The organism is Maritimibacter harenae (assembly GCF_009882975.1).
GTDB classification, from domain to species: Bacteria; Pseudomonadota; Alphaproteobacteria; order Rhodobacterales; family Rhodobacteraceae; genus Maritimibacter; species Maritimibacter harenae.
The window spans coordinates 401549-417435 of sequence record NZ_WTUX01000019.1 but is presented as its reverse complement, the minus strand read 5'-3'; the positions used below and the strand labels follow the sequence as shown (position 1 = coordinate 417435).

Genomic DNA, 15887 nt, shown 5'->3' with positions numbered 1-15887 from the left:
CTCAGGCTCCTTGCGGGGTCTCGGGGTGAAGATCGAAGGCGCGGATCGCCTCCAGGATGCCGGCGGCGCCCTGCGCGGTGGCGTGATGCACCTGCGGCAGATGAGCGACGCGGGCGACGAGGTCGGGCTCGGAATTGCCCACCGCAACGGCGGGCAGCCCGCATTCCAGCATGGACAGGTCGTTGAGCGTGTCGCCGGCCACGAGCACGCGCTTTTCATCCATGCCCAGGTGGTCGACGAGCCGGCGGATCGACGGCCCCTTCGACACGCCCTTGGGCAGTACGTCGAAATAGCGGTTGTCGGAGATCAGCCAGTCGAGCTCCATCTCTTCGACATGGGCCTTGGCCGCGTGATCGAAGCTGGCGGGGTCGAGATCGTAGCTCATCCGGTAGCGAAACGCCGTGGGCTGAAGCGTCAGGCCCGGCGCGCCCTCAAGACGCGCGCGCACCCGGTCGCCGTTGTCGCCCCAGCGCGTCGCGATGTCCGCCTCGAGCGCCTCGATCGGGGAAATCGTGTCACCGGTGACTTCGGCGATCGTGGTGCCCACGTCGCCGACCACGTATTCCGGCCACGGCAATGTCCCGGCCGCGCACATCTCGCCGATGAACTGCGGGTCGCGCCCGGTGACGAAGATCAGGCCGACCGTGTCCCGGTTCGCCTCGATCCAGTCATAGAGCGCACGCCGCTCGGCCTCGGTCCCACCCAGGAACGTGCCGTCGAGGTCTGTGGCCAGCGTGAAATGCCGGTCGGCCAGCGGCCTGCGGGGATGCGTAGCGACATTCATCGGGTCGTTTCTCCGAAGCCAAGGGTCGCGGTGGGCGCGGGATGGTCGAGCAGGATGTCCAGCGCGCGCGGCTCCGCCTCGATCGGGCGGGTCCAGAGGGCATTGAAGCTGTCCTGGAGATCGGCCCCCTCGTGCAGCACCGCGTTCACCGTTTCGCAGATCGGCATCGGCACCCCGATCCGGCGCGCGAGGTCGATGACGGACACCGCGTTCACCTCGCCCTCGACCACGACGGGCTTGCCGTCGAAGCAATCGGCCCGGTCGGTCCCCTGCCCCAGCTGGGTGCCCAGCGACATGTTGCGCGACGTGGTGGAGGAGCAGGTGAGCGTCAGGTCGCCCGCCCCGGCAAGACCGGTGACGGTTTCACGCGACCCGCCCAGCGCCTCGGCCAGGCGCTTCATCTCGTCGATGCCCCGCGTGATGAGCGCGGCGCGCGTGTTCTCCGCGAACCCCGCGCCCGACATCATGCCGCAGGCGATGGCGATCACGTTCTTCACCGCGCCGCCCACCTCGACGCCGACGAGGTCGTCGGAGACGTAGGGGCGGAAACCGCCACCGGACATCGACACCGCCAGCCGCGCGGCCGGGCTCGATTGCGGCTCCAACCGGTCGGCATAGGAGAACGGGAACGCCACGGTGGCCGCCGTCGGGTGGTCGAGCGCGGTTTCACGGGCGAAGGTCGGCCCGGACACGGCGCCCACCGGATGGCCCGGCAGCATCTCCGCCACCACCTCGGCCAGGAGAAGCCCGGTGCCCCGCTCGATCCCCTTGCAGGCGACCGCGACGGGGATGCCCGCGGGGATATGCGGCGACATGGCGGTGCAGATCTCGCGCAGGGTGGAGGACGGGGTGACGATCAGCACGGCCTCGGCGCCCGCGAGCGCCTCCCCGATCACCGATGTCGCGCGGATGCCCGGCGGGAGCGGTATGCCCGGCAGGTAGTCGGGGTTCTCGCCACGCAGGTTGATCGCTTCGGCAAGCTCCGGGTGGCGCGCCCAGAGCGTCACGTCGCGCCCGGTGCGGGCAAGAACGGTGGCCAATGCGGTGCCCCAGGACCCGGCGCCGATCACGGCGACGCGGGAATAGGGATCGGATGACGGCTTGTGTTCGCTGTCTTTCATCTGTTCGGGCCTGGGCCCTTTCGGATTGTCGTTGCTCGGCCGACCGCGGGGCGGATCGGCCCAGGGAGCCTTGCGGACTCACCGGTCTGTCGCGTCCGGCCCCTCATCCGCCCGGGTCAACGGGGCGCGCGACGTTCCTGACATGACGTTAGGACGCCCCGGCCCTGCTTCAAGGCCATGCTGCCCCGCAGCATCCGCAGGAGCGCCTGACGCGCCGGACTCCCGCGACCTGCACGGAAATTCACCGGAATTGCACAGATTTCGTGCAATTCCGGCAGGATGTGTGGGGATCAGCGGCTGGCGATCAGCGAGCCGTAATTGACGCTTTCCGCGGCCAGCCCGACGAGGACCAGGAACTTGCGCAGCTCGGTCGACGGGGCGCCGGAGACATAGAGGATGTCGTCGTGCTCCACGTTGAAGCGCTTGGCCAGGAACAGCGTGTTGGGGTCGCGCAGGTCGGCGCGGTAGACCACGTTCACCTCGCCCTGCCGGGCCGGCAGCTCGGCCTCCGGCTTGAACGCGCGCACCAGCTCCGCCGGCTCGCGGCGCAGGAGGAACACGCCGCCCGGGTCCGACAGCTCGTCGATCAGGCCCCCGGCCTTGGCGACGGCCTTCTCCAGGGTGATGCCCTCGGTCGAGAAGTCCACGATGGCGTTGCGCCCGGTCGCGCCCAGCGCGGTGAATTCCTGCACCTCGCGCACCACGGTGATCGTGTCGCCGGGACGGGCGAAGATGTTTTCCTTGGGCGTCGAGATCAGCGTGCCCATCGCGACAGTGAGCGTCCGGCCCCCGCGCGTGAGCGTCACCCAGGTTTCGTCCGTCGGGCTGCGCGCGCCGCCGGCCGCCGCGATCACGTCGAGGATGCGGTCCCCGGCCTGGGTAAGCGGAATGCGCCGTCCGTTCACCACGTCGCCGGTCACGGTGACGGTGTTCGACACGTTGCGGTCCACCGAAACCACCGCCTGCGGCTCGATCGCCTTGCCCTGGAGGGCCGAGACGATGCGCGCCTCGGCCTCGGCAAGCGCGAGACCGGCCACGGTCACGCGCCCGGCATAGGGAATGGTGATCGCCCCGTCGCGGTCCACGACCTGCGGCGGGATGTTGACCGACCGCGACCCGGTCGCGGTCGCCCCGGCGCCGGCGAACAGCCCACCGCCGTTCGCCTCCCACACCGTGACGCCGACCGCGTCGCCGACGCCGATCCGGTATTGCCCGACACCGCGATAGGCGCCGAAGAGCCCGCCGAAGCTGGGATGCCCCCGTCCGTTGAGCCGCTCGACCACCGGCGGCGTCAGATCGACGACGACGAACCCTTCCGAGGTCTCGCTGGCGGCCTGGTTTTCCGGTGAATTGAACGCGGCGGCAGTCGGCCCCTTGCTGGGCAGAATGGTGCAGGCGCCAAGCAGAACTGTCAGGACGAGCGGCAGAAGGCGGGCCAGGGTCATGCGGCGATCCGTTTGATGTTGGACTCTCTCGATTCGCGTGCTTGGCCCGGCGCGCCACGGCGTGATCGGCACGGCTCAGGACTGCGCCTCGATCTTCCCATGACCATCCCCCCGGACACCACGCAAACTGTGTGGCAGGAAAAGCCGGAGTTGGCAATTGGCCTGCCCGGCGTCGCGCGGCAGCCCGAAGCGGTCGGGTTCTGCGGCCCGAAGCGCGCGAGGCCGGGAAAAGCCGTGGTTTTTCAATGCGCCAGAAGCCGGACCCGGCCGGTTTTCCCCGGATCACCCCCATGTTTTGCGTGTCCTGCGCGCCACTGTCACCACATATGGGTTTGTCGCGCGATCGCCGTGCGGCCCAACCGGGCACGAATCATGAAGAATTTCCGCAGATACGCCGCCAGTTACGCCCCCGAAGACGGGCCTTTCGCCCGGTTCACGGCCGATGGGCTGGGCTGGTCTCCGCTGAGCGGCATTTCGCGCCCTCACCCGAGGGTTCCGGGTCTGCCGCGCCCGGTGGACGAGATCACCCGCACGCTGCGCAAGTACGGCTTCCACGGCACGCTGAAGCCGCCCTTCCGGCTGTCCGGCTGGGCTCAGGCCGCGACCGTGCGCGCCAGCCGCGCCACATCGCGCACCACCTCGGAGATCTCGCGCAGCTGCGGGGCAAGGGGCGACGACTTGCGCCAGATCATGCCGATCGTGCGCTTGGGCTCCGGCGCGCCGAAACGGGCGATGTCCACGTCCGTGGCCCGGGTCTCCACCGGCACCGCCATTTCGGGGATCAGGGTCACGCCGATGCCGGAGCCGACCATCTGCACAAGCGTGGAAAGTGAACTTCCGTCCAACGTTTCGCGCGGCATGGCCGACTGGATGTTGCAGAAGGACAAGGCCTGGTCGCGGAAGCAATGCCCCTCTTCCAGCAGGAGCAACCGCATCTCACGCAGCCCGTCGCGGTCCGGCACCGGCTTGTCCCGGTCCGCGCCCGGGCGCACCAGAACGAAGGATTCGTCGAAGAGCGCCACCTCGGTCAACGCCGGCTCCGACACCGGCAGCGCCACGATGGCGGTGTCGAGCTTGCCGTCGTGCAGCTCGGTCAGCAGTTTCGAGGTCAGCGACTCCCGCACGTGGATGTCGAGCCCGGCATGAAGCGCGGACAGCCGCCCGACGATCCGGGGCAGCAGGTAGGGCGCGATGGTGGGGATCACCCCGATCCTGAGCCGGCCCGCGATCCGCCCCTGCGACGCACGGGCAAGATCGCCCAGCTCGTCCACCGCGCGCAGGATCTCGCGCGCCTTCGTCACGAAATCCTCGCCAAAAGCAGTGAGCCGCACCTGGCGTGCCCCGCGCTCCACCAACGGCGTGCCCAGCTCTTCCTCGAGCTCCTTGATCCGCATCGAGATCGCGGGCTGAGAAATTGCGCAGGCATCGGCGGCGCGTCCGAAATGGCCGTGACGGGCGAGCGCGTCGAAGTAGCGGAGTTGTTTGAGGGTGATGTTTGTCATAACCCCAAATTATCGCCCCGATCAGAAAACGCAACTTATTGGAATGAGCCTTCTGTGCTAGAACGATTCCAGACAGGGGACCGGGGCGGCCGCCCGGCCTTTGAGACGATAATGATTTCGGCTTTTCTAGGGAGAGAAAACCAATGGACGGCAACACTCCAGGCAAATGCCCCTTCACGGGCGGCGCGACCGCCATTCAGGGCGACATGAACAACCGTCGCTGGTGGCCAAACCAGCTCAACCTGAAGATCCTCGCGCAGAACTCGTCGCTGTCGAACCCGATGGGCGACGATTTCGACTATGCCGAGGAATTCCAGAAGCTCGACTACACCGCGCTGAAGAAGGACCTCGAGGCGTTGATGACGGACAGCCAGGACTGGTGGCCGGCCGACTTCGGTCACTACGGCGGCCTGATGATCCGGATGGCCTGGCACGCCGCGGGCACCTACCGCATCGGTGACGGCCGCGGGGGTGCGGGCACCGGGCAACAGCGCTTCGCGCCGCTCAACTCCTGGCCGGACAACGCCAACCTCGACAAGGCCCGCCGCCTTCTGTGGCCGATCAAGCAGAAGTACGGCAACCAGATCTCCTGGGCCGACCTCATGGTGCTGGCCGGCAACGTCGCGCTGGAATCGATGGGCTTCAAGACCTTCGGCTTCGCCGGCGGACGCGCCGACGTGTGGGAGCCGGAAGAGGACGTGAACTGGGGCCAGGAAGAGGAATGGCTCGGCACCGACAAGCGCTTCCACGGCGAACGCGAACTCGACGATCCGCTGGCCGCGACGCACATGGGCCTGATCTACGTGAACCCGGAAGGCCCCGAGGGCGACCCGGACCCGGTCGCCGCCGCCCATGACATCCGCGAAACCTTCGCGCGCATGGCGATGAACGACGAGGAAACCGTCGCGCTGATCGCCGGCGGCCACACCTTCGGCAAGACGCACGGCGCGGGTGACGCGGCCCAGGTCGGGCCGGAACCGGAAGCCGCCGGCCTCGCCGAGCAGGGCTTCGGCTGGACCTCGAGCCACGGCTCGGGCGTGGGCCCGGACGCGATCACCGGCGGGCCGGAAGTGACCTGGACCAAGTCGCCGACGCAATGGTCGAACAACTTCTTCGAGAACCTGTTCAGCTACGAGTACGAGCTGACCGAAAGCCCGGCGGGCGCCAAGCAGTTCGTGGCCAAGGACGCGCCGGAGATCATCCCGGACCCCTTCGACCCGAACAAGAAGCACAAGCCCACCATGCTTGTCACCGACCTGTCGCTGCGCATGGACCCGGCCTACGAGAAGATCTCGCGCCGGTTCTATGAAAACCCGGACGAGTTCGCCGACGCCTTCGCGCGCGCCTGGTTCAAGCTGACCCACCGCGACATGGGGCCGAAAGCCCGCTACATCGGGCCCGAGGTGCCGGAAGAAGATCTCATCTGGCAGGACCCGATCCCGGACGTCGACCACCCGCTCGTGGACAGCGCCGACATCGACGCGCTCAAGGACAAGATCCTGGCCTCCGGCCTGTCGGTCTCCGAGCTCGTGAAGACCGCCTGGGCCTCGGCCTCGACCTTCCGCGGGTCGGACAAGCGCGGCGGCGCCAACGGCGCGCGCATCCGGCTGGCCCCGCAGAAGGACTGGGACGCCAACGAACCGGAAGCGCTGGCCAAGGTGCTCGGGGTCTACGAAGGCATCCAGAAGGACTTCAACGACAGCGCGTCGGGTGGCAAGAAGATCTCGCTCGCCGACCTGATCGTGCTCGGCGGCAGCGCCGGGATCGAGAAGGCCGCGAAGAATGCCGGCATCGACATCTCCGTGCCCTTCACCCCGGGCCGGATGGATGCCAGCGAAGAGCAGACCGACGTCGACAACTTCGAACCGCTCGAGCCCTATGCCGACGCGTTCCGCAACTACCAGAAGGCGCAGTACGCCTCGACGCCGGAAGCCATGATGGTGGACCGCGCGCAGCTTCTGACCCTCACCGCGCCGGAAATGACCGCGCTCGTGGGCGGGATGCGCGTGCTGGGCGCCAACCACGGCGGCTCGCCGCACGGCGTGCTCACCGACAAGCCGGGCACCCTGACGAACGACTTCTTCGTCAACCTGCTCGATATGTCGAACAAGTGGGAAGCCACCGACGCGGACGAGACGACCTTCGAAGCCAAGGACCGCAAGACCGGCGCCGTGAAATGGACCGGCACCCGCGTGGACCTGGTGTTCGGTTCCAACTCGCAGCTTCGCGCGCTGGCCGAGGTCTATGGCCAGGCGGACGCGAAAGAGAAGTTCGCGGCCGACTTCGTCAAGGCCTGGGTCAAGGTGATGGACGCCGACCGCTTCGACATCTGATCCGATCGGATACCTGAAACGATGCGGCGGCCCCCCGGGGCCGCCGTTTTTCCTGGCTACTTGCTCGCCGCGATGAACACGCCATCCCAGCCCTCGGGCGGCGGCGCGTTACGGAAGCCGGCGATCCGTTCACGGTAGAGCGCCGCGTAGCCCGACATGTCCTGTCCCAGCTCATCGCCGGCCTGCTCCAGCCGCTCCAGCGCTGCCTCGCCCCCCTCCCAGTCCTTGACGTCGTAGGCCGCGCGCATCTCGGCATTGGCGTCCGCCAGGGCCGCCCATGCGGGCCTGTCGCACATCGCGCGGTCGCCCATGAGCGCGTAGATCGTGACCGGCAGCAGCTTGCCCTTCACCCGCACGCGGTCGAGCTCGATCATCGCGAAGTCACCGCCCACCTGCGTGTGCACGCTGTCGTCCGCGATGATGCCCAGCCCGTAATTCTTCGACAGCCCTTCGAGCCGGGAGGCAAGGTTCACCGTGTCGCCCAGCGCGGTGTAGTCGAAGCGCGTGTCGGACCCCATGTTGCCCACGGTGCAGGCCCCCGTGGACAGGCCGATGCCCACGTCGATCAGGAGCACGCCGTCCCCCTCCTCTGCGCGGCGCTCGTCGTTGATCTCGCGGACCCGATCGTACATCGCCAGCGCCGCCCGGCAGGCCGCGGCGGGATGGTCGGGCGTGTCCAACGGGGCATTCCAGAACGCCATCACTGCGTCGCCCATGAACTTGTCGATCGTCCCGCGCTCGTCGAGGATCGCGTTCGACAGCGCCGTGAGGAACCGGTTCATCAGGAGCGTGAGCCCCTCGGGATCGTCGCGGTAGCTTTCGGCGATGGTGGTGAAGCCGCGCACGTCGGAGAAGAGCAGCGTGAGCTCCCGCCGCTCGCCCCCCAGCGTCAGCGCGTCGGGGTTGTCGGACAGCTGGTCGACGAGATCGGGCGAGACGTATTGCCCGAAGGCCGACCGGATCTGGCGCCGCATCCGTTCTTCGCGCAGGTAGTTGAGGCTCGCCATCAACATCAGCGTCAGCACGGCGGCCAGGATCGGGAAGGTCGGGTCGAGCAGCGTGCGCTGCGCCGCGAAAGCATACCACGACCCGCCCGCGTAACCCGCCATAACCACGACGGCGAGGATCATGACGAAGGTCGCCCGGAAAGCGGGCACCAGGATGATGATGATCAGCCCGAGAAGCGCGGTGATCACCAATTCGACCGCGATGGCGGTATTGGGACGCTCCAGGAGACTGCCCGCGAGGATGTTCTCGAGAATCTGCGCGTGGATCTCGACCCCGGCCATCGAGACGCCCAGCGGCGTGGGCCGGAAATCCTCGAGCCCGATGGCGGAGGTGCCCACCAGCACGAGATGGCCGCGCAGCCGCCCCTCAGGCATGCGCCCGGTCAGGATATCGGCGGCCGAGACATAGCGGTCGGCCCGCGACGGGGTGAGATAGGGCCAGACCGTCCCGTCCCCGGCGGTCGGCACCAGCTGCCGCGCCACCACCACGCCCTCGATCCCGGCGGCGTTCGTGCGCACGGCGAAGGCATCGCCCCCCGTCGCCACGCGCAGCAATTCGGGGGCGAGCCCCAGCCGCACCCGGTCCTCGACCATGAGGACGAGCGGCGCGCGCCGGTAGATGCCGTCGGGGTCCGGCCGGGTCGAGAACACGCCATGCCCCATCGCGGCATCCTCGATCACGGGGAGGTTCTGAAGCAGGCGCGGGTATTTCTGCAAGAACGGCGTCGGATCTTCGCCGAGAAAGGCATGCGGCACCTCGCGCACGTCCGAGGACACGCCCCGGTCCCCCGCGAGCCGCACGCTGGTCTGCCCCGTCACCACCCGCGACCGCGAGATGGCGCGCGCGAACAGCGCGTCGTTGTCCGGCAGGTCCTTGAGCGCATCGCGCAGGTCCACCGGGATGCCATCACGCTCGGCGACACGGGCCGGGGAAAGGCGGTCGGGCTCGGAGAAGATCACGTCGAAGGCGATCGCCGCCGCTCCGTCCGCGGTGATCTTGGTGACGAGCTCGGCCATCCGGTCGCGCGGCCAGGGCCACTGGCCCAGCTCCTCGATGCTCGCGTCGTCCAGGTCGACGATGGCGACCGGCTGCCGGGCATAACTGCGCGGCTGGATCTGCTGGTACAAATCGAACGCGGCCGAGCGCAGGGCGGCCACGGGACCGGGATCGGCCACACGCAATGCGAGCAACGCGACAAGCAGCGCAAGGCCCAGCACGCGGCTCGACCCGACGCGCCGCGCCGCCCCCTTTGCCATCCGTCCGATCAGCCGATCCGCCATCTGTCCCCTGCCAGGTCCCTGCCCCAGCAAACGGGCGGGCTGCCCCCCGGTCAATGGTCAATCCGGTGAAACCCGGGCCCGGGTGGCGTGGCACCGGGCCGAAAAACCCCAACGAAGATGCAATTTTTGCGCGAATCGGGTATGGATTCGGGGTGTTTTGAACAAACCATCCTTTCGGGACGGGCATTTTATGCGTGATTTTGAATTCCACGCCGGCGCCGCGGGCGCGCCGGAGGACGTGTTGCATGTCGCGTCGGACGCGCCGATCGACATTCCCGACCGCGCGATTTTCGCCGCCGAATACCAGCGCGAAGGCCACGACCTGGTGATCGAAACGACCGGCCAGCCGGACCTGCGACTGGTGGACTACTTCCGCGCGGATGCACCCCCCGATCTTATAGCCGACAACGGCGCGGTGCTGCGCGGCGACCTCGCCGCCCGCCTCGCCGGTCCCATCGCCCCGGGACAATACGCGCAGGCCGGCGGCCCGGACGGCGCCGACCCAATCGGCCAGGTCGAAACGCTGCAAGGCGTCGCCTTCGCGGAACGCGTCGACGGCACCCGCGTCCAGCTCGATATCGGGGCGAAGATCTACGAAAACGACGTGCTGATCACCGACGGGGGCGGCAAGATGTCCGTCACCTTCGCCGACGGCACGATCTTCACGCTCGCGGCCAATTCACGGATGGTAATCGACGACCTCGTCTATGACCCCGACGCCTCGGAGGGCAACGGCGGGGCCTTCTCGCTCGTCGAAGGCGGCTTCGTCTTCATCGCCGGCGAAGTGGCCAAGACCGGCGGCATGGACGTGAACACGCCCACCGCCACGATGGGCATCCGCGGCACCACCGTGCTGGTGGAGATCACGACGCTGGACGGCGTCTCGACCGTCGAGGTATCGCTCAACACCGATCCGGACGGCGGCACCGGCATGATCGAGCTGCGCGACCTGTCCGGCAACCTCATCGCCACCATCGACAGCACCGACACCAAGTGGATCGTCTCGCCCGTCGAGGGCGAAACCCGCGAAGTGGTGCGCACCGCAGACGACCTCGCCGACGACCAGGCGCTCCTCCTCGACGCCGCCCGCGCCTACGCGCTCGCCTTCGAACGCGTGGAAGCCGGGGGCACCTTCGTCGAACTGAGTTCCAGCTCGGGCGGCAGCGAACCGGACGGTGTCGACACGGAGACCGGAACCCAGGGCAACGACAGCGACCCGGACGACGGCACGCCCCCCTCCGGCGACGGGTCGGGCGGCGGAACCGGGGGATCGGGCGGCGGCACCACCGGCGCACCTCTCAACACCCTGCCCGAGGCGGGCGACGACGAAGCGACCGGGCCGGAGGACGGCACGATCACCGGCAACGTGCTGGCCAACGACAGCGACGCCGACGCGCACCCCGTTTCCGTCATCGTCAACTCGCTGCCCCAGAACGGCACGCTCGACCTCGACAATGCGAGCGGCGCCTACACCTACACCCCCGACGCCGATTTCAGCGGCACCGACGGCTTCACCTACACGATCTCAGACGGAAACGGCGGCACCGACACCGCCAGCGTGACCCTGACCGTCACCTCCGTGCAGGACGCCCCGGTCGCAACCGACGACGAGATCACCGTCGCCGAGGACTCGGGCGCCCTCAGCTTCAACGTCCTCGACAACGACAGCGACGCCGACACCGGCGACACCCTCACCCTCGCAGCCCCCGTCACCGACGGCTTCGTCACCATCGCCCAGGACGGCACCGTCTCCGGCACCCCGCCCGCCGACTACACCGGCACGCAGGTGATCAGCTACACCGTCACAGACGGCAACGGGAACAGCGATACCGCCGACCTCACCGTCACCGTCACCTCCGTGAACGACCCGCCGGTCGCCGTGGACGAGACCGCGGAAACCGACGAGGACACGGCGGTCGAGATCACGCCCGACTTCGCGGCGCTCGATGTCGACGGCGACACGGTCACCGTGGCCTCCGTCTCGAACGGCAGCCACGGCGTGGTGACGCATGATGGCGACGGCACGTTCACCTACACGCCGACGGACGATTTCAATGGGACGGACAGCTTCACCTACACGGTCACGGACGGCAACGGCGCCTCGGACAGCGGCACGATCACCGTCACCGTCGCGCCGGTCAACGACGCCCCGGAGGCGACGGACGAGACCGTGGCGGGCGACGAGGACAACGTCCTCACCGTGACCCCGGCCTTCGACGCGACCGACGTGGACGGGGACGACGTCTCCATCCTTTCGGTCACCGACGGCGCCCACGGCACGGTCGAGATCGGCCCGAACGGCGAACTGCGCTACACGCCCGATGCGAACTTCTTCGGCTCCGACAGCTTCACCTACACCGTGACCGACGGCGCGGGCGCGACGGATACGGGGAGTGTCGATGTCTCCGTCGCGGCGGTGAACGACGCCCCGGTCGCCGACGACGCGACCATCGAGGTGGATGCCGGCGAGGTGTTCGCGGGCACGGCGACGGCGAGCGATGTCGAGGGCGACGACCTCACCTTCTCGATGGGCACCGGCCCGGCCCATGGCACCGTCACGGTGCACGGAGACGGCAGTTACACCTACGAGGCCGATGCGGGCTTCTTCGGTCTGGACAGTTTCGAGGTGGTGGTGAGCGACGGGACCGCCACGGACACGGCGACGATTTCCGTGGAAGTCGACCAGCAGACCGACGACAGCGAGACGGTGACGCTGAAGGTTTCCGAGGAAGCCGAGGGCGGCAACCCGGCCGGCAATGTCGCTATCGGTGTCAACGACGTGCAAAGCGACGTGATTAACATCTCATTCGCGCTAGACGGGTCCGGATCGATTGGGAGTACCAATTTCGAAACAATGAAGGCCGCCGTCTATGCCACCATTCAGGATTTGGCTAAGGCGTTCGAAGGCTCCGATACCGTCGTCAATATCCAGATTCTGCATTACGACAGCGGTATCGAACGGTATAGTAACGACGAAATAATTGATACTGAAGGTGACAGCCACACGCAGCCAAATTCAGCCGACTTTACACTCGCAAACGCTGAAACCGTCGTGCTGCCCTTTATCGACGCCCTAACCTACAACGGCGGCGGGACATCTTGGGGGCCACCGATCGACCGCGCTAATGATTTCTTTAACCCCAGTGATCCCGACACCACCAACCTATTGTATTTCATTACGGATGGTGCGCCCAGCGACAACTGGTCTTCATCGCGCGATGCCCTTGAAGCGGCCACCCCGAACCTCGAAATCGAAACGTTCTGGATTGGCGATAACGTATCTCAATCTGACTTGGACCGCCTGGAAGACCTGGACAGCGATGGTTCATCGATTGAAGTAGATAACACGGACTCTCTTTACGCTGCCTTCAACTCCTCAGGACTCTTGGCGGCAAAGTTGGTCGATTTTGCATTGAAGCTGGACGCTGACGGTACCGGTCCCCAAGTCATCGCCGACGAAGACAGCCCGGCGCTCGTCTCAGACGGCCTGAACTACGACCTGGCCCTCGCCGACATCGACGGGATCGGCGACCTGTTGGGCGAGGACAACCTGTTCAATGCCACGGCGACCTTCGACCTCGACGGGGACACCGACACGACCGACGACCAGGTGACGATCAACTCGGTCGAACTGATCTCGAAGAATGCCGCCGCGCAGGACGTGGCCGGAACGGCGAAGTCCGACCTTCTGTTGGGCAGCGACCTGGCGGACGATATCTCGGGCGGTGACGGGAACGACGTGATTCTGGGCTTCGGGGGCGACGATGTCCTCTCGGGAGGTGCGGGAGACGATTTCATCCATGCCGGCGACGGCGACGACACGCTGATCGAGGACCTCGGAGCCGACAGCTACGACGGCGGCGCGGGACGCGACCTGCTCGCGTTCGCGACGGGCATCCACGCCGACGGGGACCTGATCGCCACCCTGGCGGGCTCCGACATCGAGGCGGTAGACCTGTCGAACGGAGAGGCCGACGCGCTGTCGATTTCCCATGACGACGTGATCGCGCTCTCGACCACGGCCGATACGGACCTCGAAACCCTGCTCGACGCGGCGCTGGCCGAAAGCGCCACGATCCTGGGCGAGGCCGGGGACAGCGTGACGCTGGAGGCCGGGGCGAGCGGCGACTGGGTTCTCGACCAGGCGGGCGTCGCGGACGGCAACGGCAACACGCTCGACATCTATCAATACGTGGACGGCGGGACCGTGCTGGCGACGCTCGGGATCGACGACGAGGTCACGGTGCAGCCGGCGATCGCGTAGACCCGGATCAGCCGCCCAGCGCCTCTTGCATGCCCGTCTCGGGAAAACAGGTCGCCGTGCGGCCCGCCTCCTCCTGCCAGCGCCCGATGGCGCGCCGGGTCTTGAACCCAGGCAGCCCGTCGACCCCGCCAACGTCGTGTCCGCGCGCCACCAGCGCCTCCTGGATCGCGGCGATGTCGGAGCGGTAGAGCCCGTCGATCTCGTCCCAGCCCGCATGGAAATCACCCATGCCATAGGCGATCCGGTCGCCGATATGGCCCACGAAGAGCGCGTAGAGGTCGCTCGTGTTGTAGTCCTTCAGAACGTAGAAATTCGGCGTCGCGATGAAGGCGGGGCCGTGGCGGCCGACGGGCATGACCAGCATGCCGTCGCCTTCGAGCTCGTGGTCAGGGAACGGGCGGCCCGAGACGCGGGTCACGCCCATGTCCACCCATTCCGAGATGGGGCGGGCCTGGTCGGGGCCTTCCAACGTGCAGCTCACGTTGTCCGGCACGCGCACCTCGAACCCCCAGTCGCGGCCGGTGACCCAGCCGTGGTGGGCCAGGTAGGCGCCGATGGAGGCGAGGGTGTCGGCCTCGGAATTCCAGATGTCCGCGCGGCCGTCGCCGTCGCCGTCCTTGGCGTGGGCGAGGACGTTGGTGGGCATGAATTGCGGCTGGCCGAGCGCGCCGGCCCAGCTGCTCTTCATTTCGTCCGGGGCGATGTCCCCGGCCTCCGCGATCTTCAGCGCGGCGATCAATTCGCCCGTGAAATAAGGGGCGCGGGTGCTCATGAAGGCCTTGGTGCCCAGCACTTCGAAGGCGTCGTGGCGGATCGGGACGCGGCCGAAGCCGCTTTCGCGGCCCCAGATGGCCAGGAGGATGCGTCCGGGCACGCCGGTTTCGGCCTCGACCCGCGCGAGCGTCTCGGCATGACGGCGCGCCATCACCCGGCCCACCTCGGTCGCGCCGTCGACGGCGGGAGCCCGGAAGTAGTTGGAAGGATTGCCGAATTCCGCCTGGCGGGACGGCTCATCCGGATGCGGATCGGCGCCGGGGGGGACGAGGTTGGGGAGATCCCAGTTCAGGGTGACGTTGTCGAAGGCGGTGTTGAAAGTGGGGCGGGAGATGCCTTCGGCCTGGGCGCGCGGCCACAGGGTGTCCTCGAGCCACGCCTGGAACTGCCGCTCGACGGCGGCGCGGTCCTGGGCCGTGGCGGGGCCGGCCAGGAGGGTCGCGAGGACGAGAAACAGGCGAAGCAGGGTCATGGGGCCAATCCTTCAGCCGGGCGCGGGAGGCGCCCGGTGGCCGATGATCCTAGGGCCAAAGGGCCCGCGTTCCAAGGGGCCGCAGCGAACGCACAACCCCTTGTGATCATTGAGTTATCACCTGCAAATCGGCAGGACTTCGCCGGTCGTTTCCCTAGCCTTCGTCGAGCCGGAAACCCAGCTTCACGCCCACCTGGAAATGCGCCACCTCGCCGTTCTCGACATGGCCACGGATCTCGGACACCTCGAACCACTCGATGTGCCGGACCGAGCTCGAGGCGGCCTTCACCGCCTGGCGGATGGCGTCGTCGATGCTGTCGGGGGACGAGCCGTAGACCTCGGTCACGGGGTAGACATGGGACATGGGAAACCTCCTTTGGTTGCCCGGCCAGTGTAGCACGGCGCGCGCCCGGGCGGCGAAAGCTTAAACTTTCCGGGGTGTTTTCGGGGGGCAGTTCAAACTTTCGACCCCGTCCGGAGGGGCCAGTTTAAACTTTCCGCGCCCCGAAAGGAGACCCCGCATGGCCCTGTTCTACGACCGCAACGCCGAGAGCCCCTACCCGATCCGGGAGCGGCTGTTCATCCCGCTCACCCGGGTGCGCCCGGAGCTGACCCAGCTCATCCGCGAGGTCGAGGTGAACGGGCGCAAGGTGATCATCCGCCGGCACCGCAAACCCGTCGCCGCCCTCGTCGCCCACGACCTGTTCGAGCTGTTCTGGACCTGGGACGAGGACTGGGTCTGGGGGCCGGTCGATCCGAAGACCGACAAGCGGCTGGGGCTGAACTGGCAGAAGAAGCCGGAATACGCCCACCTGCTGCCGCCGGCCGAGCCGCTCTCGGTGTCCACGGCGAAGCCGGGGTGGCGGCGGTGGCTGGGGCGGTGACGATTAACCCGCGCTTAACC

10 protein-coding genes are annotated in these 15887 nt (G+C 67.7%); 3 read left to right on the top strand and 7 right to left on the bottom strand.

What is annotated here, in order from left to right:
• Window position 1: 1 nt before the first annotated feature.
• From GQE99_RS16710 to GQE99_RS16695, 4 genes are all read right to left on the bottom strand, one after another.
• Window positions 2-784 carry an HAD-IIB family hydrolase gene (locus GQE99_RS16710; protein ID WP_161352769.1) on the bottom strand — a complete coding sequence of 261 codons (783 nt, stop codon included), beginning with the start codon at window positions 782-784 and terminating at the stop codon, window positions 2-4.
• Window positions 781-1905 carry an NAD(P)H-dependent glycerol-3-phosphate dehydrogenase gene (locus GQE99_RS16705; RefSeq protein ID WP_161352768.1) on the bottom strand — a complete coding sequence of 375 codons (1125 nt, stop codon included), beginning with the start codon at window positions 1903-1905 and terminating at the stop codon, window positions 781-783. Before GQE99_RS16705 ends, GQE99_RS16710 begins: the two co-directional genes overlap by 4 nt.
• Window positions 1906-2195: 290 nt before the next feature.
• Window positions 2196-3350 carry a polysaccharide biosynthesis/export family protein gene (locus GQE99_RS16700; RefSeq protein ID WP_161352767.1) on the bottom strand — a complete coding sequence of 385 codons (1155 nt, stop codon included), beginning with the start codon at window positions 3348-3350 and terminating at the stop codon, window positions 2196-2198.
• 593 nt (window positions 3351-3943) lie between these two features.
• Window positions 3944-4852, bottom strand: a complete 909-nt coding sequence (locus GQE99_RS16695) for a LysR substrate-binding domain-containing protein (RefSeq protein ID WP_161352766.1) — start codon at window positions 4850-4852, stop codon at window positions 3944-3946.
• Between the two features lie 143 nt (window positions 4853-4995).
• On the opposite strand from GQE99_RS16695, the gene katG reads away from it, so the two are divergent.
• Window positions 4996-7185: a catalase/peroxidase HPI gene (katG, locus tag GQE99_RS16690; RefSeq protein WP_161352765.1), complete on the top strand. Its 2190-nt coding sequence runs from the start codon at window positions 4996-4998 to the stop codon at window positions 7183-7185.
• A gap of 56 nt (window positions 7186-7241) precedes the next feature.
• Here the strand turns inward: katG and GQE99_RS16685 are convergent, their stop codons facing one another.
• Window positions 7242-9473, bottom strand: a complete 2232-nt coding sequence (locus tag GQE99_RS16685; protein ID WP_161352764.1) for a CHASE2 domain-containing protein — start codon at window positions 9471-9473, stop codon at window positions 7242-7244.
• A 190-nt stretch (window positions 9474-9663) separates the two neighbouring features.
• On the opposite strand from GQE99_RS16685, the gene GQE99_RS16680 reads away from it, so the two are divergent.
• Window positions 9664-13737 (top strand): tandem-95 repeat protein, encoded by a 4074-nt coding sequence (locus tag GQE99_RS16680; protein ID WP_161352763.1) that lies wholly within the window; start codon window positions 9664-9666, stop codon window positions 13735-13737.
• 7 nt (window positions 13738-13744) lie between these two features.
• Here GQE99_RS16680 and GQE99_RS16675 read toward each other — a convergent pair whose 3' ends face one another.
• Both GQE99_RS16675 and GQE99_RS16670 read right to left on the bottom strand, forming a co-directional pair.
• Window positions 13745-14983 (bottom strand): lytic murein transglycosylase, encoded by a 1239-nt coding sequence (locus GQE99_RS16675; RefSeq protein ID WP_161352762.1) that lies wholly within the window; start codon window positions 14981-14983, stop codon window positions 13745-13747.
• Window positions 14984-15137: 154 nt separating this feature from the next.
• Complete coding sequence (locus GQE99_RS16670; RefSeq protein WP_161352761.1) at window positions 15138-15347, bottom strand: dodecin; 210 nt, start codon at window positions 15345-15347, stop codon at window positions 15138-15140.
• Between the two features lie 157 nt (window positions 15348-15504).
• Here GQE99_RS16670 and GQE99_RS16665 point away from each other — a divergent pair, with 157 nt between their 5' ends.
• A complete protein-coding gene (locus tag GQE99_RS16665; protein ID WP_161352760.1) occupies window positions 15505-15867 on the top strand; it encodes a type II toxin-antitoxin system Phd/YefM family antitoxin in 363 nt (120 codons plus the stop codon).
• Window positions 15868-15887 lie beyond the last annotated feature (20 nt).